A 22592-nucleotide genomic window follows, 5' to 3' on the forward strand; every position below is an offset into this window, starting at 1 on the left:
AGAATGATATGACTGAAATTGTAAAAGCAAGTCTTGAAAGTGGTGTTCAAAAAATCCGTATCACGGCAGACAAAGGCTACCATCCAGCCCACATTCAACTGCAAAAAGGAGTTCCTGCTGAGTTCACCTTTCACCGTGTGACACCTTCAAACTGTTATAAGGAAATTCTGTTTGAAGAAGAAGGCATCTTGGAACCAATCGGCGTAGATGAGGAGAAAGTCATTCGTTTTACACCTCAAGAATTAGGTCAACATGAATTTTCTTGTGGTATGAAGATGCAAAAGGGAAGTTATACAGTTGTTGAGAAGACTCGAAAATCTCTATCACTTTTACAGCGTTTTTGGATTACTAGTATCTTTACTGTGCCTCTTGTGATCCTCATGATTGGGATGTCGACAGGAGGAATTAGTCACCAAGTCATGCGTTGGGGCACCTTTTTAGCCACAACACCGATTATGCTAGTAGCAGGTGGTCCTTATATCCAAAGTGCTTGGGCTAGTTTTAAAAAGCACAATGCCAACATGGATACCTTGGTTGCTCTGGGAACCCTAGTAGCCTATGGCTATAGCCTAGTTGCCCTCTTTGCAGGTCTCCCCGTTTACTTTGAAAGTGCTGCATTTATCTTCTTCTTCGTTCTTATGGGAGCCGTTTTTGAGGAGAAAATGCGGAAAAATACTTCCCAAGCTGTGGAGAAATTACTTGACTTGCAGGCTAAAACTGCAGAAGTCTTGCGTGAGGATAACTATGTTCAAGTCCCCTTGGACCAAGTCAAGGTAGGTGACCTGATTCGAGTGCGTCCCGGTGAAAAGATTGCTGTTGATGGTGTCGTAGTAGAAGGTATCTCTAGTATTGATGAGTCTATGGTGACAGGTGAGAGTCTGCCTGTGGACAAGACAGTTGGAGATACCGTCATTGGTTCAACCATCAATAATAGTGGAACACTTGTTTTTAGAGCAGAAAAAGTTGGTTCAGAGACTGTTTTGGCTCAGATTGTCGATTTTGTGAAGAAAGCTCAGACCAGTCGTGCGCCGATTCAGGACTTGACGGATAAAATTTCAGGGATTTTTGTCCCAGCAGTTGTCATTTTAGGGATTGTGACCTTTTGGGTTTGGTTCGTCTTGCTCAGGGATAGTGTAGTCGTGCTTGGAGCGAGCTTTGTGTCTTCGCTTCTCTATGGAGTAGCAGTTCTGATTATTGCCTGCCCTTGTGCATTGGGACTTGCAACACCGACAGCCCTTATGGTGGGGACAGGTCGCAGTGCCAAGATGGGAGTTCTCCTCAAAAATGGAACGGTTCTACAGGAAATCCAGAAAGTTCAAACTATCGTCTTTGATAAGACCGGAACTTTGACGGAAGGGAAACCTGTGGTCACAGATATCATCGGCGACGAAGTAGAAGTGCTTGGATTGGCAGCTTCCTTGGAAGAAGCTTCTCAACACCCACTGGCTGAAGCCGTTGTGAAACGAGCGAGTGAAGCTGGACTTGAGTTTCAAACTGTTGAAAATTTCCAAGCCTTGCACGGAAAAGGTGTCTCAGGGCAAATCAATGGAAAACAAGTTCTGCTTGGAAATGCTAAAATGCTGGATGGCATGGATATTTCTAGAACTTATCAAGAAAAACTAGAAGAACTAGAAAAAGAAGCTAAGACAGTTGTGTTCTTGGCTGTGGACAATGAAATCAAAGGCTTGCTTGCTCTGCAAGATATTCCTAAGGAAAATGCTAAGCTTGCCATCAGTCAGTTGAAAAAACGAGGTCTTAAAACAGTCATGCTGACAGGAGACAATGCTGGTGTGGCGCGTGCTATTGCCGATCAAATCGGAATCGAAGAGGTCATTGCAGGTGTCTTGCCAGAAGAAAAAGCTCATGAAATCCATAAACTACAAGCGGCTGGCAAAGTAGCCTTTGTTGGGGACGGTATCAATGACGCTCCTGCCCTTAGTGTAGCAGATGTGGGGATTGCTATGGGAGCTGGAACGGATATCGCTATCGAGTCAGCAGATTTGGTGTTGACAACCAATAACCTCCTAGGCGTGGTTCGTGCCTTTGACATGAGTAAGAAAACCTTTAATCGAATTCTGCTCAATCTTTTCTGGGCCTTTATCTACAATGTCGCCGGAATTCCGATTGCAGCAGGAGTCTTTTCTGGTGTTGGACTGGCCCTCAATCCAGAACTAGCTGGTCTAGCCATGGCCTTTAGTTCTGTATCTGTTCTGACTAGTTCACTCTTACTAAACTTTAGTAAAATAGACTAAAAGCGGGCTTGCTCGCTTTTTATACTCTTCAAAAATCTCTTCCAACCACGTCAGCTTTGTCTGCAACCTCAAAGCTGTGCTTTGAGCAACCTGTGGCGAGCTTCCTAGTTTGCTCTGTGATTTTCATTGAGTATTATAAAACAGAAGCTAAAAACGTTTTCAAACTGTACTGTAATAGAGAATAAAAACTTCTGAGCAGATTCTTAGTAAAGTCAAAATAAATGTGATAAATTAGTATTGTAAAAATTTACTGAAACGTTTTCAAAAACTATATGAAACCTTTTTTAGTAGATTTAAAAATATTTGAAGGAGAGTTATCATTATGACTCAAGGGAAAATTACTGCATCTGCAGCAATGCTTAATGTATTGAAAACATGGGGCGTAGACACAATCTATGGTATCCCATCAGGAACACTCAGCTCATTGATGGATGCTTTGGCTGAAGACAAAGATATCCGCTTCTTGCAAGTTCGTCACGAAGAAACAGGTGCTCTTGCAGCGGTTATGCAAGCTAAATTCGGCGGCTCAATCGGGGTTGCAGTTGGTTCAGGTGGTCCAGGTGCGACTCACTTGATTAACGGTGTTTACGATGCAGCTATGGATAACACTCCATTCCTAGCAATCCTTGGATCACGTCCAGTTAACGAACTCAACATGGATGCTTTCCAAGAATTGAACCAAAACCCAATGTACAACGGTATCGCTGTATACAACAAACGTGTAGCTTACGCTGAGCAATTGCCAAAAGTAATCGACGAAGCTTGCCGTGCTGCAGTTTCTAAAAAAGGTCCAGCTGTTGTTGAAATCCCAGTAAACTTCGGTTTCCAAGAAATCGACGAAAATTCATACTACGGTTCAGGTTCATACGAACGTTCATTCATCGCTCCTGCTTTGAACGAAGTTGAAATCGACAAAGCTGTTGAAATCTTGAACAATGCTGAACGTCCAGTTATCTATGCTGGTTACGGTGGTGTTAAAGCTGGTGAAGTGATTACTGAATTGTCACGTAAAATCAAAGCACCAATCATCACAACTGGTAAAAACTTTGAAGCCTTTGAATGGAACTATGAAGGTTTGACAGGTTCTGCTTACCGTGTTGGTTGGAAGCCAGCCAACGAAGTGGTCTTTGAAGCAGACACAGTTCTTTTCCTTGGTTCAAACTTCCCATTTGCTGAAGTTTACCAAGCATTCAAGAATACTGAAAAATTCATCCAAGTGGATATCGACCCTTACAAACTTGGTAAACGTCATGCCCTAGACGCTTCAATCCTTGGTGATGCAGGTCAAGCAGCTAAAGCTATCCTTGACAAAGTGAACCCAGTTGAATCTACTCCATGGTGGCGTGCAAACGTTAAGAACAACCAAAACTGGCGTGATTACATGAACAAAATCGAAGGTAAAACTGAGGGTGAATTGCAATTGTATCAAGTTTACAATGCAATCAACAAACATGCTGATCAAGACGCTATCTACTCAATCGACGTAGGTGACACTACTCAAACATCTACTCGTCACCTTCACATGACACCTAAGAACATGTGGCGTACATCTCCACTCTTTGCGACAATGGGTATTGCCCTTCCTGGTGGTATCGCTGCTAAGAAAGACAATCCAGATCGCCAAGTATGGAACATCATGGGTGACGGTGCATTCAACATGTGCTACCCAGACGTTATCACAAACGTTCAATACGACCTTCCAGTTATCAACGTTGTCTTCTCAAATGGTAAATATGCCTTCATCAAGGACAAATACGAAGACACAAACAAACACTTGTTTGGTTGTGACTTCCCTAATGCTGACTATGCGAAAATCGCTGAAGCTCAAGGTGCTGTAGGATTTACAGTTGACCGTATCGAAGACATCGATGCAGTTGTTGCAGAAGCTGTTAAACTCAACAAAGAAGGTAAAACTGTTGTGATCGATGCTCGCATCACTCCACACCGTCCACTTCCAGTAGAAGTACTTGAATTGGATCCAAAACTTCACTCAGAAGAAGCAATCAAAGACTTCAAGGAAAAATACGAAGCAGAAGAACTCGTACCATTCCGCCTCTTCTTGGAAGAAGAAGGATTGCAATCACGCGCAATTAAATAATTCCTTCGTGGAACTTAAAAAGATCGGAGCAATCCGGTCTTTTTATGGAGGATAGTAAATGAATTTAAATCAATTAGATATTATCGTTTCAGATGTTCCCCAAGTCTGTGCTGACTTGGAGCGTATTTTGGATAAAAAGCCCGATTATGTTGATGACAGTTTTGCTCAGTTTACGATTGGCAGTCACTGTCTGATGTTGTCCCAAAATCATTTGATTCCTTTGGAAGATTTTCAGTCAGGAATCATTCTTCATATCGAGGTTGAGGATGTAGACCAGAATTACCAACGGTTGAAAGAACTTGGTATCCAGGTTTTAAACGGACCAACTGTAACCGATTGGGGAACAGAGTCCTTATTAGTTAAAGGGCCTGCTGGTCTAGTGATTGATTTTTATCGTATGAAGTAGGTAATTCTATTATCAAATTTTTTATCTAAACATTCTTGGAGTGAAACTTAAAAAGATCGGAGCAATTCGATCTTTTTTGTATTTATGCGACTTTCAGTCCGTCTCGCTCCGTTAGGTGCGAGACAAAAAACCACCCGTTTTCACGGGTGGTTATGATTTCTACACTTATTGTTTGGCTTCCTGTTTTAATTGTTGCACCTGTTCCTCGTACTGGACAAGCTCCCTGTCTTTTATATTGATAGTCGCTTCTGCTTCAGCAATGCGGCTTCTCAGATCTTGAGTCTTGTTATGGTGATAGCTAATACCAATAGCACTACCAGCAATGATCCCGATTACTAGACAAGTAAAAATCACCAAAATCAAGGGAGCAGATAGTTGTGTAAAGACAAGACTGACAGTTACTGTTTGACGATTGAGTAGACCAAATGAGATCACAATGACTAATAAGCTCAAACCGCCAATTAGATAAGCCTTATCTTTCAGTGACAATTCATTAAATTTTTTTAGCATAAGTTCCTTTTCTCCTGACTATGTTGATAGAAAACTACACACCATTTAGGTATTAACAAAATTCATTTTACTAGAAAATTTCGATACTGTCAATAATTTCTAACGGCTTATTTACCATCAATCAATCGATTCATTGAAAAGGAGTATTCATTTTCTAATATTTGATTGAGTAAACAGAACGGAGCAATTCGGTCTTTTTTCTGTTCCCTCTTTCTTATAACAAGATTGTGATAGTTTATATCTTTATAACAAAAGTTTTAAAGACTTGATTGTTTTGAAAGAATATTTTAAAATAAGATTCAGTAAAAATGAAAGAGGTTTTGAAAATGTCTGAAAAACAAATGAAAATTTTAGGTTGGGTAGCGACCTTTATGTCTGTTATGATGTATGTGTCTTACTTCCCACAAATCATGAACAATCTGGCTGGTCAAAAAGGAAATTTCATCCAGCCCTTGGTTGCTGCCATCAACTGTAGTCTCTGGGTTTACTACGGTCTTTTCAAAAAAGAAAGAGATATCCCCCTTGCAGCAGCTAATGCACCAGGTATTATTTTTGGCCTAGTGACGGTTATTACAGCTTTGATTTAAAAGGAACAGAGGAGACTAGTTTTCAGTCTTCTTTTTTGTTTCAGGGGAGGCTATTTACTTTTTCTAGAGGATAATTTTTTAAAAAACAATCTGATAAACTTAAATAGTAGAATAGTATCAGTATGTCACAGTATTTTATAAGAAAAGGTTTACAGAATAAGTTATAATATAAGTAAATGAACAAGTAAATAAGAAAGTGAGTAGAGTTATGACCGAAAAACTGACTTTTCCGGATGGTTTCTTGTGGGGCGGAGCGACAGCTGCCAACCAGTGTGAGGGTGCTTATAATTTAGAAGGTCGTGGATTGGCGAATGTGGATGTCGTCCCCATCGGTCCAGATCGTGAAGCCATTATCACAGGTCAGAAAAAGATGTTTTCGTTTGAGGAGGGCTATTTTTACCCAGCCAAGCAAGCTATTGATATGTACCATCATTACAAGGAAGATATTGCCCTTTTTGCGGAAATGGGCTTTAAGACTTATCGTCTATCCATTGCTTGGACTCGGATTTTTCCTAAGGGCGACGAAACAGTGCCAAATGAAGCTGGTCTAGCCTTTTATGAGGATTTATTTAAGGAGTGCCACAAGTATGGTATCCAACCTCTGGTGACTATCACTCATTTCGACTGTCCTATGCACTTGATTACAGAGTACGGTGGTTGGCGCAATCGTCGGATGTTAGACTTCTATGAAAAACTTTGTCGCACACTCTTTACCCGCTATAAGGGTTTGGTCAAATATTGGCTTACCTTCAACGAAATCAACATGATTCTCCATGCCCCCTTTATGGGAGCTGGGCTCTGTTTTGAAGAAGGAGAAAATCAAGAACTGGTTAAATATCAGGCTGCACACTATGAGTTGGTAGCTTCAGCTCTTGCGACAAAGATTGCCCACGAAATTGACCCAGAAAATAAGGTGGGATGTATGTTGGCTGCAGGGCAATACTATCCTAACACAGCCCATCCAAGAGACTACTGGGCAGCCATGGAGGAAGACCGCAAGAGTTACTTCTTCATTGATGTTCAAGCGCGTGGGGAATACCCAAACTACGCCAAGAAGCAGTGGGAGCGTGAGCGAATCGAGATTCAAATGACTGCAGAAGATTTAGAGTTGTTGAAGGACAATACTGTTGACTTTGTTTCCTTCTCTTACTATGCAAGTCTAGTAGCCTCAGGTGATCCAGAAGTTAAAGAATTAACTGCTGGAAATATCTTTGCCTCTCTCAAAAATCCTTATCTTGAATCCTCAGAATGGGGATGGCAGATTGACCCACTTGGTCTTCGTATCACCCTCAATGCTATCTGGGATCGTTACCAAAAGCCAATGTTCATCGTGGAAAACGGTCTAGGTGCTATGGATACACCGGATGAGAATGGTCATGTAGCAGATGACTATCGGATTGCTTACTTAGAGGCTCATATCAAGGCCATGCGAGATGCCATTTACCAAGATGGCGTTGACTTGCTTGGTTATACGACTTGGGGCTGTATCGATCTGGTTTCAGCTGGAACAGGCGAAATGAACAAGCGCTATGGCTTTATCTATGTAGATCGAGATAATGCTGGTCATGGAAGCCTCAAACGTAGCAAGAAGAAATCCTTCTACTGGTACAAGGATGTCATTGCCAGCAATGGTGCAAGCATTGAGTAGAGCACATTTGTTCACTATTTTTATAAAATCTTCTCCCTACTTTATAATATGTGAAAAAGAGTTCAATTAGATGGAGCTTTTTGCTATAATGAGGGGAGAAAAATCAGACAGGAGATCGACATGTCAGAACCATTATTTTTACAATCAGTTATGCAAGAAAAAATCTGGGGTGGAACCAAGCTACGTGATGAGTTTGGTTACGACATCCCAAGTGAAAAAATCGGAGAATATTGGGCCATCTCAGCCCATCCAAATGGAGTCTCTAAAGTTGCCAATGGACGCTACCAGGGAACAGACCTCGCTACTTTGTATGCGGAACATCGTGAATTGTTTGGCAATCGTCCTGAGCCTGTATTTCCACTTTTGACTAAGATTCTGGATGCCAACGACTGGCTCAGTGTCCAAGTTCACCCAGACGATGCCTATGGACTAGAGCATGAAGGTGAACTTGGAAAAACAGAATGCTGGTACATTATCGCAGCGGATGAAGGTTCAGAAATTATCTATGGTCACAATGCCAAGTCAAAAGAAGAACTCCGCCAGCAAATCGAGGACAAGAACTGGGATGCCTTGTTGACAAAAGTTCCTGTAAAGGCTGGAGATTTCTTCTATGTACCAAGTGGCACCATGCACGCTATCGGAGCAGGAATTTTGATTCTTGAAACTCAGCAATCTAGCGATACCACTTACCGTGTCTATGACTTTGACCGTAAGGATGATAATGGCAACTTGCGTGAACTTCACCTTGAAAAATCTATCGATGTCTTGAATATTGGCGAGCCTGCCAATAGCCGTCCTGTAACTATCAAAGCAGATGATTTACGTTCCACTCTCCTTGTATCCAATGATTTCTTTGCAGTTTACAAGTGGGAAATTACTGGAAAAGTTGACTTCGAAAAGACAGCTGACTACAGCTTATTCAGTGTCTTGGCTGATCAAGGTCAACTAACTGTTGACGGGAAAAATTATCCAATCCAAAAAGGTAGCCACTTTATCCTACCAAGTGATGTTGAAGCTTGGACATTGGAAGGGCAAGGTCTGGAATTGATTGTTAGCCATCCATAAAAAAGAAAGGGCCTGAGTTTACTACTCAAGTCCTTTTTGATTACATAAATTGGGCGATGAAGACCACGATGATGATGATTGGAATGATGAAACGAAGAAGGAAGAGCCAGACTTGGAACAGTCCCTGTTTCCATGCTGTTTCATCAAGATGGAGTTCCTCCATTGCAAGAGCCTTTTTAAAGATATAGCCTGTAAAAAGTGAAAGGCAGAGAGCTCCAAATGGCATAAGGAGATTGGAAACCAAGAAGTCCATAGCATCAAAGAAGGTCTTCCCAAAAATATGAACATCTGCCATAATACTGTAAGATAGGGCTGAAGGGATTCCAAAGACAAAGGTCAAAATTCCTAAAATAACACTCCATTTGGCACGCTTGCTGTTGTCCTGATTGGTGATATTGCCTACATTGATTTCCAACATAACGACAGAAGAAGTGACCGTCGCAAAGAGGAAGAGCATGAGGAAGAGGATGTAGAAAATGGTTCCAAAAGGCATCTTGTCAAAGAGCTGAGGCAAGACGATAAAGAGCAGGCTCGGTCCCCCTTCAGATTGGATATTGAAGGCTGACATGGCTGGGAAAATGGCTAGACCCGCCATGATAGATACTGAAATATTCATGACTACGATGGAAATCCCTGACTGGACTAGATTGGTTTTTTTGTCCAAATAAGAAGCATAGGTCAGCATGGCTGTAACCCCTAGTGAGAGGGCAAAGAAAGATTGTCCCAGAGCATAGAGGAGACCAGCACTTGTCAGCTTAGAGAAGTCTGGTTTTAGGAAGTAAAGAACCCCTTCCATGGCATTTGGCAAACTGAGAGAGCGCCCAATGATGACAACAAAGATGATAAAGAGCAGGGGCATCATGACTTTCGAAGCTCTTTCAATCCCTTTTTGAACCCCACGTGATACAATGAAGATATTCAATAGGATAAAGGCTGCTTGAGCTCCTAGGGCAATGGCTGGATTTGAAATGATTGAAGTAAATAACTGAGCATAATCACCCGTTCCACCAAGTTGGAACAATTTTCCAAACTCAATGCCTAGATAGACTAAAATCCAGCCACCAATAACACTGTAAAACGATAAAAGGATAAAAAGGGCAAAGGCACCAATCCAACCGATAAAGTTGTACTTGCTATTCTTTCCTAGTTTTCCAAAGGTTTTGATAGCTGAGACACCAGCACTTCGGCCGAGGGCAAACTCAGCTAGCAAAAGGGGAAAACCGATTAGAATAGTGGAGATGAGAAAGACTAGTAAAAAGCCTCCTCCACCGTTAGCAGCAGTCATATAAGGAAATTTCCAAACGGCTCCAAGTCCGATGGCTGAACCAGCAGATGCTAGGATAAAGCCCAGTTTAGAACCCCATTGCGATTTTTCAGACATAGTTAAACTCCTAAAATTAGTATTACAAAAGAAAAAGCTACTGCCCTTGGCAAATAGCCTCATCAGTACTCAAAATGAGCCTTTCTTTTGATTGATAGACTTGACTATCCTATCATGTTTTCTAAGGTCTGTCAAGAAAACCATTTTCATGTTATGATAAAGTAAAAAAATTTCGCAAAAACGCTTGACTCTGACCTAGGGGGAGGGGTTATACTATCAATGTAATACTCTTCGAAAATCAAATTCAAACCACGTCAGCGTCGCCTTACCGTACTCAAGTACAGCCTGCGGCTAGCTTCCTAGTTTGCTCTTTGATTTTCATTGAGTATAAGGAGGAAATCATGTACCATATAAAAGAAGCTGCCCAGCTTTCGGGTGTCTCTGTCAAGACCCTGCATCACTACGACAAGATAGGACTCTTAGTTCCTTTAAAGTTAGAAAACGGTTATCGAACCTACAGTCAGGAGGATTTGGAACGCCTTCAGGTCATTCTTTACTACAAATATCTAGGTTTTTCTTTAGAAAAAATAGCAGAGCTGTTAAAGGAAGAGGAGTTAGATTTATTGCCTCACTTGACTAGACAGTTGGACTATTTGACTCGAGAAAGGCAACATCTGGATACCTTGATTTCCACCTTGCAAAAAACCATTCAAGAACAAAAAGGAGAAAGAGAAATGAGCATTCAAGAGAAATTCGCAGGATTTAACTATCAAGACCATCAAAAATACCACCAAGAGGCGGTAGAGAAGTATGGACAAGATGTGATGGACCAAGCGCTCGAGCGCCAAAAAGGTCACGAAGACGAGGCTACGGCTGCCTTCAATCAAGTCTTTCGAGCCTTGGCACAAAATCTTCAAGCTGGTTTGCCTGCAACAGCAACTGAAAACCAAGAGCAAGCAGCCAAGCTCTTGCAAGCCATCCGTACTTATGGATTTGATTGTACTATTGAAGTATTCGGTTATATCGGTAAAGGCTACGTTTATAACCCAGAGTTTAAGGAAAACATTGACAAATTTGGACCTGGAACAGCCCAGTACACATCAGATGTCATTGCCTATTATGTCCAAACTCAGACAAAATAAAATCGGAGGAGCATTCTTCCGATTTTTACTAAATTCAAGCACTATTTGCTTAATAATTTTTCTACCACATTTAGTTTTCGCATGGTCAAATCTACATTAAAAAGCTTTTCAAGATAGTTGGTATGGAGTTTCTTTTGTTTAGCAGTTCTAGGGAGATAGAGGTAAAGACAATGGTTACCGATACAAATTTCTTCTTCACCGTAATCAATTTTCAATTTTTCTAAAGGGAGACTTTGAATAGATTCTTGATAAAAAATCACATGTATACGGTCATAAAGATAGTGTTCTCCAAACGGGTTTTCTTGGACAATTTTTTTAAAATCACTTTTGTTCTTGATAACCATTTTTAAGTCGGCCCCAATTTTTTCCTTTATCAGAGTATGAACACATTCTCGTATTTCTTCTAAATCTAAATCACTTTCAAGAATGATATTCCCACTTTGAATATAGGTTCGAACGTGTTGAAAACCAGCTTCTGTTAAAATATCTACCAAATAAGACATTTTCGGGATAGCATTTTTTCCATTAGGAGTAACACCTCTTAGTAAAATAATATGTTCCAAAGGACTTCCTTTCTTATTTTGTATTTTAGTCATTCAATTATTTATATATTTGATTTGAGCCTGCCACCCAACCGGTACAGAGGGCTGAAGTGATATTAAAGCCACCCGTGTGGGCATTGATATCCATGACTTCGCCAGCAAAGTGAAGGCCAGGTACCAGCTTACTTTCAAGGGTTTTAGGGTTGATTTCCTTAAGACTGACACCACCCTTGGTAACAAAGGATTTGGCGAGAGACATTTTACCAGTCACAGGGATTTTGAGGGTCTTAATAGACTGGAGAAGTTGTTCTTGTTCCTTTTCACTCAACTGTTTGACTTTGTCAGGATAGCCTTGCACAAAAAAATCTGCCAAGCGTTCTGGAAGCAAAGTTTTTAAGGCATTTTTCAAGGATTTTTCCCGATTTTCTTCTAGAAATGTAGTCAAGTCATTTTCAGAAAGATGAGGCAAGACATCCAGTGAAAGGATTTCACCACCCTTGACAAAACTAGACATACGTAGGGCAGCAGGGCCAGACAAACCAAAGTGGGTAAAGAGCAAATCGTGAGTGATGACATGCTTACCATAGCTTAGGGTCACATCGTCCAGCGAAATACCCTGCAAGACCTTGTGTGGAAAATCTGTCAACAAAGGACTCTCAGCGGCCTCAAGTTCGGTGATGGTGTGCTTAAAATGACGGGCGATCTCGTGACCAAACCCAGTTGAACCAGTCGAAGGATAGGATTTACCACCTGTTGTGACAATGAGTTTCTCACAAGTGAAGGTTTGGTCTGCGGACTTAAGGACAAACTGGTCGTCTATCTTTTTAACCGAAACAATCTCCGTTTGAGTAGCAACTCGACCACCGAGTTCAGTGATTTTCTTTTCCAAGGCCTCGATAATGGTCCGAGACTTGTCACTAGCAGGAAAGACGCGTCCGTGGTCTTCGACCTTAAGTTTAACACCATTTTCTGTAAAAAAATTAATGATATCATGGTTATCAAATTGGGAGAAGACACTGTAGAGAAAGCGCCCATTTCCAGGGATGCCAGCTAGTAGGTCATCTAGAGTTCCGTTGTTGGTTACATTGCAACGTCCCCCACCAGTACCAGCTAATTTTTTTCCAAGTTTCCGATTTTTTTCGATGAGGAGGGTTTTCTGTCCATAAAAGCTACTGGAAATCGTAGCCATCATACCAGCAGGACCTCCACCAATGACGATAGTATCAAAATGTTTCATAGCTCTATTGTACCACAAAAAAACAAGAGATGAAGTCACCTCTTGTCAAGAATGCAATTAATCAATTTCATACCCCATCAGCAAACCACCATCTTCTGCATAAAAACTGCAGAGACCAGATGTTGGGAGAATTTTAATATCCGCCTGTGGGAAGGTTTCACGTATTCGGTCTGAAAGCTGTTGGCAACATTTCTCGTTATTACGTTGGGCCATGACAATACGGCCACCAGCATATCCAGCTTTAATGATTTCATCATAGGCAGCTTGAACTGATTTCTTTGGTCCTCGTGCTTTTTGTAGCAATTCGAGAGTTCCAGTTTCACTAGCTTCTCCGACCATACGGATATTGAGAAGGCCAACGACCGTACCGATAAGCTTGCTCAAACGGCCGTTCTTCACCAAGTTATCGACTTTAGCTAGGACAAAAAGTAACTTGGTTTTTTCTTGATAGGCGGTGATAGCTTCAACCACTTCTTCAAAAGATAAGCCCTGGTCGATCAAGTCATTCACTTTTTCTACGAGCAAGTCAACTTCCCCACCAGCAGACAAACTATCAATTATATGAATTTTAGTATCAGGATGTTCTTCCAGATAAATATTTTTTGCTAGTTGAGCACTATTGTGGCTTCCAGAAAGAGTACCAGTGATGGTTACTAGGAAAATGTTTTTGGCTCCTTCAAATGCTCGCAAATAATCATCTGGGCTTGGACAAGCTGATTTTGAAGCTTCTGCAGTTGCATACATGGTTTCCATCATTTGGTCAATGTCAAGACTGGCATCATCAACAAAGACCTGATCAGCTACTTGAATGGTTAAGGGCACACTTACAAAGGTCGTGTCAATAGCTGGTCTTGCCAGCTGACGATAATCACAACCAGAGTCAGCAATAATCTTCCAAGTCATAGAAATTCTCCATCTTTGTCAGTTATACATTGACAAAGGTTCTGTCTTTTTTTACAATTATATCATGAAAGCCCTTGAAACAAAAGCCTCATCCGTCTGTTGTGACAAGTAGAAAGAAAATGTTATGTCTGAACGTAGAATCTCTGAAAAGTCTCTTGAAAATCTCAGAAAATCAAACCAAGAATCCAATTTATTAACTAGAGAAGCCATCGAAACAGCCCTCTTGCAGCTCTTGGAAAAAAAGGATTTGACCAAGATTAGTATTTCTGAATTGGTCAAACGTGCAGGCGTTTCGCGTGCGGCCTTTTACCGCAATTATGATTCCAAAGAGGAGATTTTAGAAAGCGTATTTAAACGAACTGTCCACAATATTATGGAACAGTTGCATCATTATGATTTAAAGACAGACCTTTATCTGGTCTGGGTTCACCTTTTCCGAGAAGCAAGAAAGGAAGCCAGAGTGATTCAACTTGCCTTAGATTACCATCTGGAAAAAATCTTTGTCCAAGCCATGCAGGAGTTTCTGGAAAAATACCATGGAAAATCAAAAGGTGTCAGCTCTTATCTTCATTCCTTCTGGAGTTCAGCCATCGTCTCAGTCCTTTTAAAATGGATCAAGGATGGCATGAAGGTACCTGCTGAAAAGATTGCAGATTTACGGTTACCATTTTTTAAAAAATAGAGAAAAAGGAGAAGAGATATGACTGAAGAAAGACTAGCATGGGATGAGTATTTTGCAGCCCAAGCTCTACTAATTGCCAATCGTTCCACTTGTAAACGTGCCAAAGTGGGCGCAATTCTGGTAAAGGATAATAAGGTTATTTCAACTGGTTACAATGGTTCAGTGTCAGGAACCGAGCATTGTATTGACCACGAATGTCTGGTCATTGAAGGCCACTGTGTTCGCACCCTTCACGCTGAGGTCAATGCTATCCTTCAAGGTGCAGAACGTGGTGTTCCTAAAGGCTTTACAGCCTATGTAACCCATTTTCCTTGTCTGAATTGTACCAAACAATTGCTTCAGGTCGGTTGTAAGCGTGTGGTTTATATCAACCAGTACCGAATGGACGACTACGCCCAATACCTTTATCAAGAAAAGGGAACAGAATTGACTCATTTACCACTTGAGACAGTACAGACAGCTCTTAAAGAGGCTGATTTAATGTGAAAAATTATCAAAAATAAATGGTTTAGAAAGATTTTTAAACCGTTTTTTGGTATAATAAGAAGAATAAATTGAAAGAAGGAATTCCAAAAATGGGAAAAATTGAAGTTATTAATCATCCACTGATTCAACACAAATTGTCAATCTTACGTCGTACAGATACTTCTACAAAAGCTTTCCGTGAGCTAGTAGATGAGATTGCAATGTTGATGGGATATGAAGTACTTCGTGATCTTCCACTAGAAGATGTGGAAATCGAAACACCAATCACAAAAACAGTTCAAAAACAATTGGCAGGTAAGAAATTGGCTATCGTTCCAATCTTGCGTGCAGGTATCGGGATGGTTGATGGACTTTTGAGCTTGGTTCCAGCTGCTAAAGTTGGCCACATCGGTATGTACCGTGATGAAGAAACGCTTCAACCAGTTGAGTACTTGGTGAAATTGCCTGAAGATATTGACCAACGTCAAATTTTTGTGGTAGACCCAATGTTGGCAACAGGTGGCTCAGCAATCTTGGCTGTTGATTCTCTTAAAAAACGTGGCGCATCAAATATCAAATTTGTCTGCCTTGTATCTGCTCCAGAAGGTGTTAAAGCCCTTCAAGAAGCTCATCCAGATGTAGAAATCTTTACAGCAGCCTTGGATGAACGCTTGAACGAACACGGTTATATCGTTCCAGGTCTTGGAGATGCTGGGGACCGCTTGTTCGGTACAAAATAAAATCGAAAAGAAGAATGAATTGGAAAAGAATTTCCAGTCGTGAAAGGAGGTTGAATTTTTGTTTCTGTCTGATGAAAACAGAGCAAAAATTTGACCTTTTTTGACCAAGATATTATAATAGTCTTATCTTCAGTCATTTGACCAACAAAATTAAAACTCAAAAGGAGAAATGAATGATTCCTGTAGTTATTGAACAAACAAGCCGTGGAGAACGTTCCTACGATATTTACTCACGTCTTCTTAAAGACCGCATCATTATGCTGACAGGCCCAGTTGAAGACAATATGGCCAACTCTGTTATTGCCCAGTTGCTTTTCTTGGATGCCCAAGATAGTACAAAGGATATTTACCTTTATGTCAATACACCTGGTGGTTCCGTTTCAGCTGGTTTGGCAATCGTTGATACCATGAACTTTATCAAGGCAGATGTCCAAACCATTGTTATGGGAATGGCAGCATCTATGGGGACGGTCATTGCATCAAGTGGAGCAAAAGGCAAACGTTTCATGCTTCCAAATGCAGAGTATATGATCCACCAACCAATGGGTGGTACAGGTGGAGGTACTCAGCAAACCGATATGGCGATCGCTGCAGAACACTTGCTTAAAACTCGTAATACTTTGGAAAAAATCTTGGCTGAAAATTCAGGTCAGTCAATCGAAAAAGTCCATGCAGATGCAGAACGCGATAACTGGATGAGTGCCCAAGAAACACTTGAATATGGCTTTATTGATGAAATCATGGCCAACAATTCATTGAATTAATGATCAAAGAAGGCAAACTCGACTGGGTTTGCTTTTTTTGGTATAATAGGGAGAGATTTCTTAGAAAGAGGATTTATCATGTTTGAAAAAGTCAATCGATCTGGCTTGATTATCTATCTTTACTATAATCGTGATGCCAAAAAATTGCAGGATTATGGAGATATTACCTATCATTCCAAGAAACATCGTTACTTACAACTCTATGTTCCAACTCAAGAAATGGAGCAATTGGTCGGGCGCTTGGGCAAGGAAAAGTTTATAAAAAAAGTCAGGGTTTGTCATATCCAAGAGCTGGAAACACCCTTTGTGGGCAATCTTCATCGAGAGGAAAACGTTATCATCGAAAAAGTTCAAGAAAAGTGTTGACAATTTTCTGATAATTCGGTATATTCTTAACATGCTATTTATTTAAGAAATAAGGAGACAAAAAAAGATGAAGAAAAAATTTGCCCTATCGTTTGTGGCGCTTGCAAGTGTAGCACTTCTTGCAGCCTGTGGAGAAGTGAAGTCTGGAGCGTCAAACGCTGCTGGTAACTCAGTAGAGGAAAAGACAATCAAAATTGGATTTAACTTCGAAGAAACTGGTGCCGTAGCTGCCTACGGAACATCTGAACAAAAAGGTGCCCAACTTGCCGTTGATGAAATCAATGCAGCAGGTGGTATCGACGGAAAACAAATCGAAGTAGTTGATAAAGATAATAAATCTGAAACTGCTGAGGCGGCTTCAGTAACAACTAACCTAGTAACCCAATCTAAGGTATCAGCAATCGTAGGACCTGCGACATCTGGTGCAACTGCAGCTGCTGTAGCTAACGCTACAAAAGCAGGTGTTCCATTGATTTCGCCAAGTGCGACTCAAGATGGATTGACTAAAGGTCAAGATTACCTCTTTATCGGAACATTCCAAGATAGCTTCCAAGGAAAAATTATCTCAAACTATGTTACTGAAAAATTAAACGCTAAGAAAGTTGTTCTTTACACTGACAATGCCAGCGACTATGCTAAAGGTATTGCTAAAGCCTTCCGTGAAGCTTACAAAGGTGAAATCGTTGCAGATGAAACTTTCGTAGCAGGTGACACAGACTTTCAAGCAGCCCTTACAAAAATGAAAGGGAAAGACTTTGATGCTATCATCATCCCTGGTTACTACACTGAAGCTGGTAAAATTGTAAACCAAGCGCGTGGTATGGGAATTGATAAACCAATCGTTGGTGGTGATGGATTCAACGGTGAAGAGTTTGTACAACAAGCAACTGCTGAAAAAGCATCAAACATCTACTTTATCTCAGGCTTCTCAACTACTGTAGAAGTTTCAGCTAAAGCAAAAGCTTTCCTTGATGCTTACCGTGCTAAGTACAACGAAGAGCCTTCAACATTTGCAGCCTTGGCTTATGACTCAGTTCACCTTGTAGCAAACGCAGCAAAAGGTGCTAAAAACTCAGGTGAAATCAAGGATAACCTTGCTAAAACAAAAGATTTTGAAGGTGTAACTGGTCAAACAAGCTTCGATGCAGACCACAACACAGTCAAAACTGCTTACATGATGACCATGAACAATGGTAAGGTTGAAGCAGCAGAAGTTGTAAAACCATAATAGAAAAATGTTGAAATAGGGAATGAGCCTCTGACTCACTCCCTGTTTCGGTGTTTAAGAACCTATCAAAAAGTGAGGGGAAACCCTCAAAATTATAAATAGAAAGAGTGAATCTTATGCTCCAACAACTAGTAAATGGTTTGATTCTAGGTAGTGTTTATGCGCTGTTAGCCCTAGGATATACCATGGTTTACGGAATTATCAAGCTCATCAACTTCGCCCACGGTGATATTTATATGATGGGAGCCTTTATCGGTTATTTCTTGATTAATTCTTTCCAAATGAATTTCTTTGTAGCTCTTATTGTAGCTATGTTAGCGACAGCCATTCTTGGTGTCGTGATTGAGTTCCTTGCTTACCGACCTTTGCGTCACTCTACTCGTATTGCTGTTTTGATTACAGCTATTGGGGTTTCTTTCCTATTGGAATATGGGATGGTCTATCTGGTTGGTGCTAATACCCGTGCCTTCCCTCAAGCGATTCAAACAGTTCGCTATGATTTGGGACCAATTAGCCTAACAAACGTGCAGTTAATGATTTTGGCAATCTCCTTGATTTTAATGATTTTATTACAAGTCATTGTCCAAAAAACTAAGATGGGGAAAGCCATGCGTGCGGTATCCGTAGATAGCGATGCAGCACAATTGATGGGGATCAATGTGAATCGAACTATCAGCTTTACCTTCGCTTTGGGTTCAGCTCTTGCGGGTGCAGCTGGTGTTCTGATTGCCCTTTATTATAACTCTCTTGAGCCTTTGATGGGGGTTACTCCAGGTCTTAAGTCTTTCGTTGCCGCAGTACTTGGTGGTATCGGAATTATTCCTGGTGCGGCTCTTGGTGGCTTTGTGATTGGTCTATTGGAAACCTTTGCGACAGCCTTTGGAATGTCAGACTTCCGTGATGCCATTGTTTATGGAATCCTGTTGTTGATCTTGATTGTCCGCCCAGCAGGTATTCTTGGTAAAAATGTGAAAGAGAAGGTGTAAACGATGAAAGAAAATTTAAAAGTTAATATTCTATGGTTACTCCTTTTGTTAGCTGGCTATGGCTTGATTAGTGTATTGGTTTCAGTTGGAGTACTAAACCTATTCTATGTACAGATTTTACAACAAATTGGAATTAATATTATTCTGGCTGTTGGTCTCAACTTAATCGTTGGTTTTTCAGGCCAATTTTCACTTGGTCATGCTGGTTTCATGGCGATTGGTGCCTATGCAGCAGCTATTATTGGTTCTAAATCACCAACCTACGGTGCCTTCTTTGGAGCCATGCTGTTAGGTGCTTTGCTTTCAGGAGCAGTTGCCTTGCTTGTCGGAATTCCAACCTTACGCTTGAAGGGGGATTACCTTGCGGTAGCAACTCTCGGTGTTTCTGAAATTATCCGTATCTTTATCATCAATGGTGGAAGCCTTACAAATGGTGCAGCAGGTATCTTGGGAATTCCTAACTTTACAACCTGGCAAATGGTTTACTTCTTTGTCGTGATTACAACCATTGCAACCTTGAACTTCTTGCGTAGCCCAATTGGTCGTTCAACCCTCTCTGTTCGTGAGGACGAGATTGCTGCTGAGTCAGTTGGGGTTAATACGACTAAAATTAAAATTATCGCCTTCGTCTTTGGTGCTATTACTGCAAGTATTGCAGGGTCACTTCAGGCAGGATTTATTGGATCTGTTGTACCGAAAGATTACACCTTCATCAACTCAATCAACGTATTGATTATTGTTGTATTTGGTGGACTTGGTTCCATTACAGGTGCGATTGTTTCAGCTATTGTTCTTGGAATTTTGAATATGCTTCTCCAAGATGTTGCTAGCGTTCGTATGATTATCTACGCTTTGGCCTTGGTATTGGTAATGATTTTCAGACCAGGTGGACTCCTTGGAACATGGGAATTGAGCCTATCACGTTTCTTTAAAAAATCTAAGAAGGAGGAACAAAACTAATGGCATTACTTGAAGTAAAACAGTTAACCAAACATTTTGGCGGTCTAACAGCTGTTGGAGATGTGACTCTTGAATTGAACGAAGGGGAACTGGTTGGACTAATCGGTCCAAACGGAGCTGGTAAAACAACCCTTTTCAACCTTTTGACCGGTGTTTATGAACCAAGTGAGGGAACAGTTACCTTAGATGGTCACCTTTTGAATGGGAAGTCACCTTATAAGATTGCCTCTTTGGGACTTGGACGTACTTTCCAAAATATCCGTCTCTTTAAAGATTTAACAGTTTTGGACAATGTTTTGATTGCTTTTGGCAACCATCACAAACAACATGTTTTTGCTAGTTTCTTACGCTTACCAACTTTTTACAAGAGTGAAAAAGAATTAAAAGCTAAAGCTTTGGAATTATTGAGAATCTTTGATTTAGATGGTGATGCAGAGACTCTTGCTAAAAACCTCGCCTACGGACAACAACGTCGTTTGGAAATTGTTCGTGCCCTTGCTACGGAACCTAAAATTCTCTTTTTAGATGAACCAGCAGCAGGTATGAACCCACAGGAAACAGCGGAATTGACTGAGTTAATTCGTCGTATCAAAGATGAATTTAAGATTACGATCATGCTGATTGAACACGATATGAATCTGGTCATGGAAGTAACAGAACGCATCTATGTACTTGAATACGGTCGTTTAATCGCTCAAGGAACTCCAGACGAAATTAAGACCAATAAACGCGTTATCGAAGCTTATCTAGGAGGTGAAGCCTAATGTCTATGTTAAAAGTTGAAAATCTTTCTGTGCATTACGGTATGATCCAAGCAGTCCGTGATGTAAGCTTTGAAGTTAATGAAGGAGAAGTTGTTTCCCTTATCGGTGCCAATGGTGCAGGTAAGACAACTATTCTCCGTACCTTGTCTGGTTTGGTTAGACCAAGTTCAGGAAAAATTGAATTTTTAGGTCAAGAAATCCAAAAAATGCCAGCTCAGAAAATCGTAGCTGGTGGACTTTCACAAGTTCCAGAAGGACGCCATGTCTTCCCTGGCTTGACTGTGATGGAAAATCTTGAAATGGGGGCTTTCTTAAAGAAAAATCGTGAAGAAAATCAAGCTAACTTGAAGAAAGTTTTCTCACGCTTCCCACGTCTTGAAGAACGAAAGAACCAAGATGCAGCCACTCTTTCAGGAGGGGAACAACAAATGCTTGCCATGGGACGCGCTCTTATGTCAACACCAAAACTTCTTCTTTTAGATGAACCATCAATGGGACTTGCTCCAATATTTATCCAAGAAATTTTTGATATCATTCAAGATATCCAGAAACAAGGTACAACCGTCCTCTTGATTGAACAAAATGCCAATAAGGCACTCGCAATCTCTGACCGAGGCTATGTACTGGAAACAGGAAAAATCGTCCTATCCGGAACAGGAAAAGAACTCGCATCATCAGAAGAAGTCCGAAAAGCATATCTAGGTGGCTAAAAGGTCCGGGGGACCTTTTTAGTCGGCGGATAAAGATTGCGAAGCAATCATCAAATCCAGTGGATTGTTTTAGTCGGTGGATGAGGATTACGAAGTAATCATCAATATAGTCCGGGGGACCTTTTTAGTCGGCGGATAAAGATCGCGAAGCAATCATCAAATCCAGTGGATTGTTTTAGTCGATGGATGAGGATTACGAAGTAATCATCAATATAGTCCGGGGGACCTTTTTAGTCGGTAGATTGAGATTGCAAACAAATCTGTACCTACATTGAAAGGTTAATTTCTAATAATTGAAAAATCGAATGAAAGGTATCTTACCTTCATTCATAGAGCTCGATTTCAGAGCTCTTTTTGCTAGCTTATTCATACTTTTCTGAATTTTGAAAAAGAAATGTAAGCGTTTGATAGATTTACAAAAAGATTGTATAATAGGGATAAGAATAGAAAAGGAGAAGTCTCATGGCAGTTAAAGATTTTATGACCCGCAAGGTAGTTTATATTAGTCCAGATACAACAGTATCTCATGCAGCAGATTTGATGAGAGAGCAAGGGTTGCACCGCTTGCCTGTTATCGAAAATGATCAATTGGTTGGTTTAGTAACCGAGGGAACCATTGCCCAAGCTAGTCCATCCAAAGCAACAAGTCTTTCTATCTATGAGATGAATTATCTTCTAAATAAGACAAAAGTAAAAGATGTGATGATTCGTGATGTTGTCACTGTTTCAGGCTATGCGAGTCTAGAGGATGCAACTTATCTGATGCTGAAAAACAAGATTGGTATTCTTCCTGTTGTTGATAACCATCAAGTCTATGGTGTTATTACGGACCGTGACGTTTTCCAAGCCTTTCTTGAAATTGCTGGTTACGGTGAAGAAGGAATTCGTGTGCGCTTTGTTACGGAAAATGAAGTTGGTGTTCTTGGAAAAATTGTTTCTTTGATTGTAGAAGAAAATTTGAATATCTCTCATACAGTCAATATTCCGCGTAAGGATGGTAAGGTGATTATCGAAGTTCAAATCGATGGATCAATCGATTTACCAGCCTTGAAAGAAAAATTTGAATCAGAGAATATTCAAGTAGAAGAAATCACTCGTACTTCAGCAAAAGTCTTGTAAGAAGGGAAGCCGAAAGGCTTCTTTTTACGTGCAATAAGGGATTAGAGCAAAAGATGGAAAGAAATGATAGATTATGGTATAATAAAACGATACAACA

23 protein-coding genes are annotated in these 22592 nt (G+C 40.7%); 18 read left to right on the plus strand and 5 right to left on the minus strand.

Annotated elements, in window-relative coordinates:
- The first annotated feature begins 8 nt into the window (after nucleotides 1-8).
- From ACERDH_RS05055 to ACERDH_RS05065, 3 genes are all read left to right on the plus strand, one after another.
- Nucleotides 9-2252 carry a heavy metal translocating P-type ATPase gene (locus tag ACERDH_RS05055; protein WP_386683906.1) on the plus strand — a complete coding sequence of 748 codons (2244 nt, stop codon included), beginning with the start codon at nucleotides 9-11 and terminating at the stop codon, nucleotides 2250-2252.
- 322 nt (nucleotides 2253-2574) lie between these two features.
- Nucleotides 2575-4350 (plus strand): pyruvate oxidase, encoded by a 1776-nt coding sequence (gene spxB, locus ACERDH_RS05060; protein ID WP_000191819.1) that lies wholly within the window; start codon nucleotides 2575-2577, stop codon nucleotides 4348-4350.
- Between the two features lie 58 nt (nucleotides 4351-4408).
- Entirely contained in the window at nucleotides 4409-4756 is a 348-nt protein-coding gene (locus tag ACERDH_RS05065; protein ID WP_001052638.1) for a VOC family protein, read from the plus strand.
- Between the two features lie 165 nt (nucleotides 4757-4921).
- Here the strand turns inward: ACERDH_RS05065 and ACERDH_RS05070 are convergent, their stop codons facing one another.
- Nucleotides 4922-5266 (minus strand): lipopolysaccharide assembly protein LapA domain-containing protein, encoded by a 345-nt coding sequence (locus ACERDH_RS05070; protein WP_000913393.1) that lies wholly within the window; start codon nucleotides 5264-5266, stop codon nucleotides 4922-4924.
- Nucleotides 5267-5592: 326 nt separating this feature from the next.
- On the opposite strand from ACERDH_RS05070, the gene ACERDH_RS05075 reads away from it, so the two are divergent.
- The 3 genes from ACERDH_RS05075 to manA all read left to right on the plus strand — a co-directional run bounded on the left by ACERDH_RS05075 (nucleotide 5593) and on the right by manA (nucleotide 8566).
- Nucleotides 5593-5853: a SemiSWEET family transporter gene (locus ACERDH_RS05075; RefSeq protein ID WP_001291472.1), complete on the plus strand. Its 261-nt coding sequence runs from the start codon at nucleotides 5593-5595 to the stop codon at nucleotides 5851-5853.
- 208 nt (nucleotides 5854-6061) lie between these two features.
- Nucleotides 6062-7501 carry a 6-phospho-beta-glucosidase gene (locus tag ACERDH_RS05080; protein WP_000136868.1) on the plus strand — a complete coding sequence of 480 codons (1440 nt, stop codon included), beginning with the start codon at nucleotides 6062-6064 and terminating at the stop codon, nucleotides 7499-7501.
- A 120-nt stretch (nucleotides 7502-7621) separates the two neighbouring features.
- A complete protein-coding gene (manA, locus tag ACERDH_RS05085; protein ID WP_386683913.1) occupies nucleotides 7622-8566 on the plus strand; it encodes a mannose-6-phosphate isomerase, class I in 945 nt (314 codons plus the stop codon).
- Nucleotides 8567-8606: 40 nt separating this feature from the next.
- Here the strand turns inward: manA and ACERDH_RS05090 are convergent, their stop codons facing one another.
- Entirely contained in the window at nucleotides 8607-9947 is a 1341-nt protein-coding gene (locus ACERDH_RS05090) for a sodium-dependent transporter (RefSeq protein WP_120718877.1), read from the minus strand.
- A gap of 341 nt (nucleotides 9948-10288) precedes the next feature.
- Between ACERDH_RS05090 and ACERDH_RS05095 the strand changes: the two genes are divergently transcribed.
- A complete protein-coding gene (locus ACERDH_RS05095) occupies nucleotides 10289-11029 on the plus strand; it encodes a MerR family transcriptional regulator (protein ID WP_386683916.1) in 741 nt (246 codons plus the stop codon).
- A 41-nt stretch (nucleotides 11030-11070) separates the two neighbouring features.
- Here the strand turns inward: ACERDH_RS05095 and ACERDH_RS05100 are convergent, their stop codons facing one another.
- The 3 genes from ACERDH_RS05100 to ACERDH_RS05110 are packed head-to-tail and all read right to left on the minus strand — an operon-like array spanning nucleotide 11071 to nucleotide 13711.
- A complete protein-coding gene (locus ACERDH_RS05100; RefSeq protein WP_000400044.1) occupies nucleotides 11071-11592 on the minus strand; it encodes a DUF1697 domain-containing protein in 522 nt (173 codons plus the stop codon).
- A 37-nt stretch (nucleotides 11593-11629) separates the two neighbouring features.
- On the minus strand, nucleotides 11630-12808 hold the full coding sequence (gene aao / locus ACERDH_RS05105) for an aminoacetone oxidase (protein WP_064276978.1): 1179 nt from the start codon (nucleotides 12806-12808) through the stop codon (nucleotides 11630-11632).
- 57 nt (nucleotides 12809-12865) lie between these two features.
- The gene (locus ACERDH_RS05110) at nucleotides 12866-13711 is read right to left on the minus strand and encodes a DegV family protein (RefSeq protein ID WP_024057020.1); all 846 of its coding nucleotides are present in this window, start codon (nucleotides 13709-13711) and stop codon (nucleotides 12866-12868) included.
- Between the two features lie 124 nt (nucleotides 13712-13835).
- Here ACERDH_RS05110 and ACERDH_RS05115 point away from each other — a divergent pair, with 124 nt between their 5' ends.
- The 11 genes from ACERDH_RS05115 (at nucleotide 13836) to ACERDH_RS05165 (ending at nucleotide 22495) form a co-directional block, all read left to right on the plus strand.
- Nucleotides 13836-14393: a TetR/AcrR family transcriptional regulator gene (locus ACERDH_RS05115; RefSeq protein WP_000004136.1), complete on the plus strand. Its 558-nt coding sequence runs from the start codon at nucleotides 13836-13838 to the stop codon at nucleotides 14391-14393.
- 18 nt (nucleotides 14394-14411) lie between these two features.
- Entirely contained in the window at nucleotides 14412-14879 is a 468-nt protein-coding gene (locus tag ACERDH_RS05120; protein ID WP_023947240.1) for a deoxycytidylate deaminase, read from the plus strand.
- Nucleotides 14880-14968: 89 nt separating this feature from the next.
- Nucleotides 14969-15598 carry a uracil phosphoribosyltransferase gene (upp, locus tag ACERDH_RS05125; RefSeq protein ID WP_000515974.1) on the plus strand — a complete coding sequence of 210 codons (630 nt, stop codon included), beginning with the start codon at nucleotides 14969-14971 and terminating at the stop codon, nucleotides 15596-15598.
- A gap of 173 nt (nucleotides 15599-15771) precedes the next feature.
- Entirely contained in the window at nucleotides 15772-16362 is a 591-nt protein-coding gene (gene clpP, locus ACERDH_RS05130) for an ATP-dependent Clp protease proteolytic subunit ClpP (protein ID WP_000613475.1), read from the plus strand.
- Nucleotides 16363-16440: 78 nt separating this feature from the next.
- The gene (locus ACERDH_RS05135; RefSeq protein WP_000462118.1) at nucleotides 16441-16728 is read left to right on the plus strand and encodes a YlbG family protein; all 288 of its coding nucleotides are present in this window, start codon (nucleotides 16441-16443) and stop codon (nucleotides 16726-16728) included.
- A gap of 67 nt (nucleotides 16729-16795) precedes the next feature.
- Nucleotides 16796-17956, plus strand: a complete 1161-nt coding sequence (locus ACERDH_RS05140; RefSeq protein WP_386683974.1) for an ABC transporter substrate-binding protein — start codon at nucleotides 16796-16798, stop codon at nucleotides 17954-17956.
- 116 nt (nucleotides 17957-18072) lie between these two features.
- Complete coding sequence (locus ACERDH_RS05145; RefSeq protein WP_000941421.1) at nucleotides 18073-18942, plus strand: branched-chain amino acid ABC transporter permease; 870 nt, start codon at nucleotides 18073-18075, stop codon at nucleotides 18940-18942.
- 3 nt (nucleotides 18943-18945) lie between these two features.
- Nucleotides 18946-19902: a branched-chain amino acid ABC transporter permease gene (locus ACERDH_RS05150; RefSeq protein WP_004256818.1), complete on the plus strand. Its 957-nt coding sequence runs from the start codon at nucleotides 18946-18948 to the stop codon at nucleotides 19900-19902.
- Nucleotides 19902-20666 carry an ABC transporter ATP-binding protein gene (locus ACERDH_RS05155; RefSeq protein WP_386684001.1) on the plus strand — a complete coding sequence of 255 codons (765 nt, stop codon included), beginning with the start codon at nucleotides 19902-19904 and terminating at the stop codon, nucleotides 20664-20666. The genes ACERDH_RS05150 and ACERDH_RS05155 overlap by 1 nt, the downstream gene beginning before the upstream one ends.
- On the plus strand, nucleotides 20666-21376 hold the full coding sequence (locus ACERDH_RS05160) for an ABC transporter ATP-binding protein (protein WP_000062219.1): 711 nt from the start codon (nucleotides 20666-20668) through the stop codon (nucleotides 21374-21376). The genes ACERDH_RS05155 and ACERDH_RS05160 overlap by 1 nt, the downstream gene beginning before the upstream one ends.
- A gap of 462 nt (nucleotides 21377-21838) precedes the next feature.
- Entirely contained in the window at nucleotides 21839-22495 is a 657-nt protein-coding gene (locus ACERDH_RS05165; RefSeq protein WP_004256822.1) for a CBS domain-containing protein, read from the plus strand.
- The last annotated feature ends 97 nt before the right edge of the window (nucleotides 22496-22592 follow it).

This window comes from Streptococcus bovismuti, assembly GCF_042436615.2.
In the GTDB taxonomy this organism is placed as follows: Bacteria; Bacillota; Bacilli; order Lactobacillales; family Streptococcaceae; genus Streptococcus.

Bases quoted from the DNA above. Each gene is read 5' to 3' on its own strand.
- ACERDH_RS05110 (WP_024057020.1), bottom strand. From the start codon at position 13,711: ATGACTTGGAAGATTATTGCTGACTCTGGTTGTGATTATCGTCAGCTG.
- ACERDH_RS05160 (WP_000062219.1), top strand. From the start codon at position 20,666: ATGTCTATGTTAAAAGTTGAAAATCTTTCTGTGCATTACGGTATGATC.
- ACERDH_RS05155 (WP_386684001.1), top strand. From the start codon at position 19,902: ATGGCATTACTTGAAGTAAAACAGTTAACCAAACATTTTGGCGGTCTA.
- ACERDH_RS05165 (WP_004256822.1), top strand. From the start codon at position 21,839: ATGGCAGTTAAAGATTTTATGACCCGCAAGGTAGTTTATATTAGTCCA.
- ACERDH_RS05140 (WP_386683974.1), top strand. From the start codon at position 16,796: ATGAAGAAAAAATTTGCCCTATCGTTTGTGGCGCTTGCAAGTGTAGCA.
- ACERDH_RS05075 (WP_001291472.1), top strand. From the start codon at position 5,593: ATGTCTGAAAAACAAATGAAAATTTTAGGTTGGGTAGCGACCTTTATG.
- clpP (WP_000613475.1), top strand. From the start codon at position 15,772: ATGATTCCTGTAGTTATTGAACAAACAAGCCGTGGAGAACGTTCCTAC.
- aao (WP_064276978.1), bottom strand. From the start codon at position 12,808: ATGAAACATTTTGATACTATCGTCATTGGTGGAGGTCCTGCTGGTATG.
- spxB (WP_000191819.1), top strand. From the start codon at position 2,575: ATGACTCAAGGGAAAATTACTGCATCTGCAGCAATGCTTAATGTATTG.
- ACERDH_RS05055 (WP_386683906.1), top strand. From the start codon at position 9: ATGACTGAAATTGTAAAAGCAAGTCTTGAAAGTGGTGTTCAAAAAATC.
- manA (WP_386683913.1), top strand. From the start codon at position 7,622: ATGTCAGAACCATTATTTTTACAATCAGTTATGCAAGAAAAAATCTGG.
- ACERDH_RS05090 (WP_120718877.1), bottom strand. From the start codon at position 9,947: ATGTCTGAAAAATCGCAATGGGGTTCTAAACTGGGCTTTATCCTAGCA.
- ACERDH_RS05145 (WP_000941421.1), top strand. From the start codon at position 18,073: ATGCTCCAACAACTAGTAAATGGTTTGATTCTAGGTAGTGTTTATGCG.
- ACERDH_RS05080 (WP_000136868.1), top strand. From the start codon at position 6,062: ATGACCGAAAAACTGACTTTTCCGGATGGTTTCTTGTGGGGCGGAGCG.
- ACERDH_RS05115 (WP_000004136.1), top strand. From the start codon at position 13,836: ATGTCTGAACGTAGAATCTCTGAAAAGTCTCTTGAAAATCTCAGAAAA.
- ACERDH_RS05135 (WP_000462118.1), top strand. From the start codon at position 16,441: ATGTTTGAAAAAGTCAATCGATCTGGCTTGATTATCTATCTTTACTAT.
- ACERDH_RS05120 (WP_023947240.1), top strand. From the start codon at position 14,412: ATGACTGAAGAAAGACTAGCATGGGATGAGTATTTTGCAGCCCAAGCT.
- ACERDH_RS05095 (WP_386683916.1), top strand. From the start codon at position 10,289: ATGTACCATATAAAAGAAGCTGCCCAGCTTTCGGGTGTCTCTGTCAAG.
- upp (WP_000515974.1), top strand. From the start codon at position 14,969: ATGGGAAAAATTGAAGTTATTAATCATCCACTGATTCAACACAAATTG.
- ACERDH_RS05070 (WP_000913393.1), bottom strand. From the start codon at position 5,266: ATGCTAAAAAAATTTAATGAATTGTCACTGAAAGATAAGGCTTATCTA.
- ACERDH_RS05065 (WP_001052638.1), top strand. From the start codon at position 4,409: ATGAATTTAAATCAATTAGATATTATCGTTTCAGATGTTCCCCAAGTC.
- ACERDH_RS05150 (WP_004256818.1), top strand. From the start codon at position 18,946: ATGAAAGAAAATTTAAAAGTTAATATTCTATGGTTACTCCTTTTGTTA.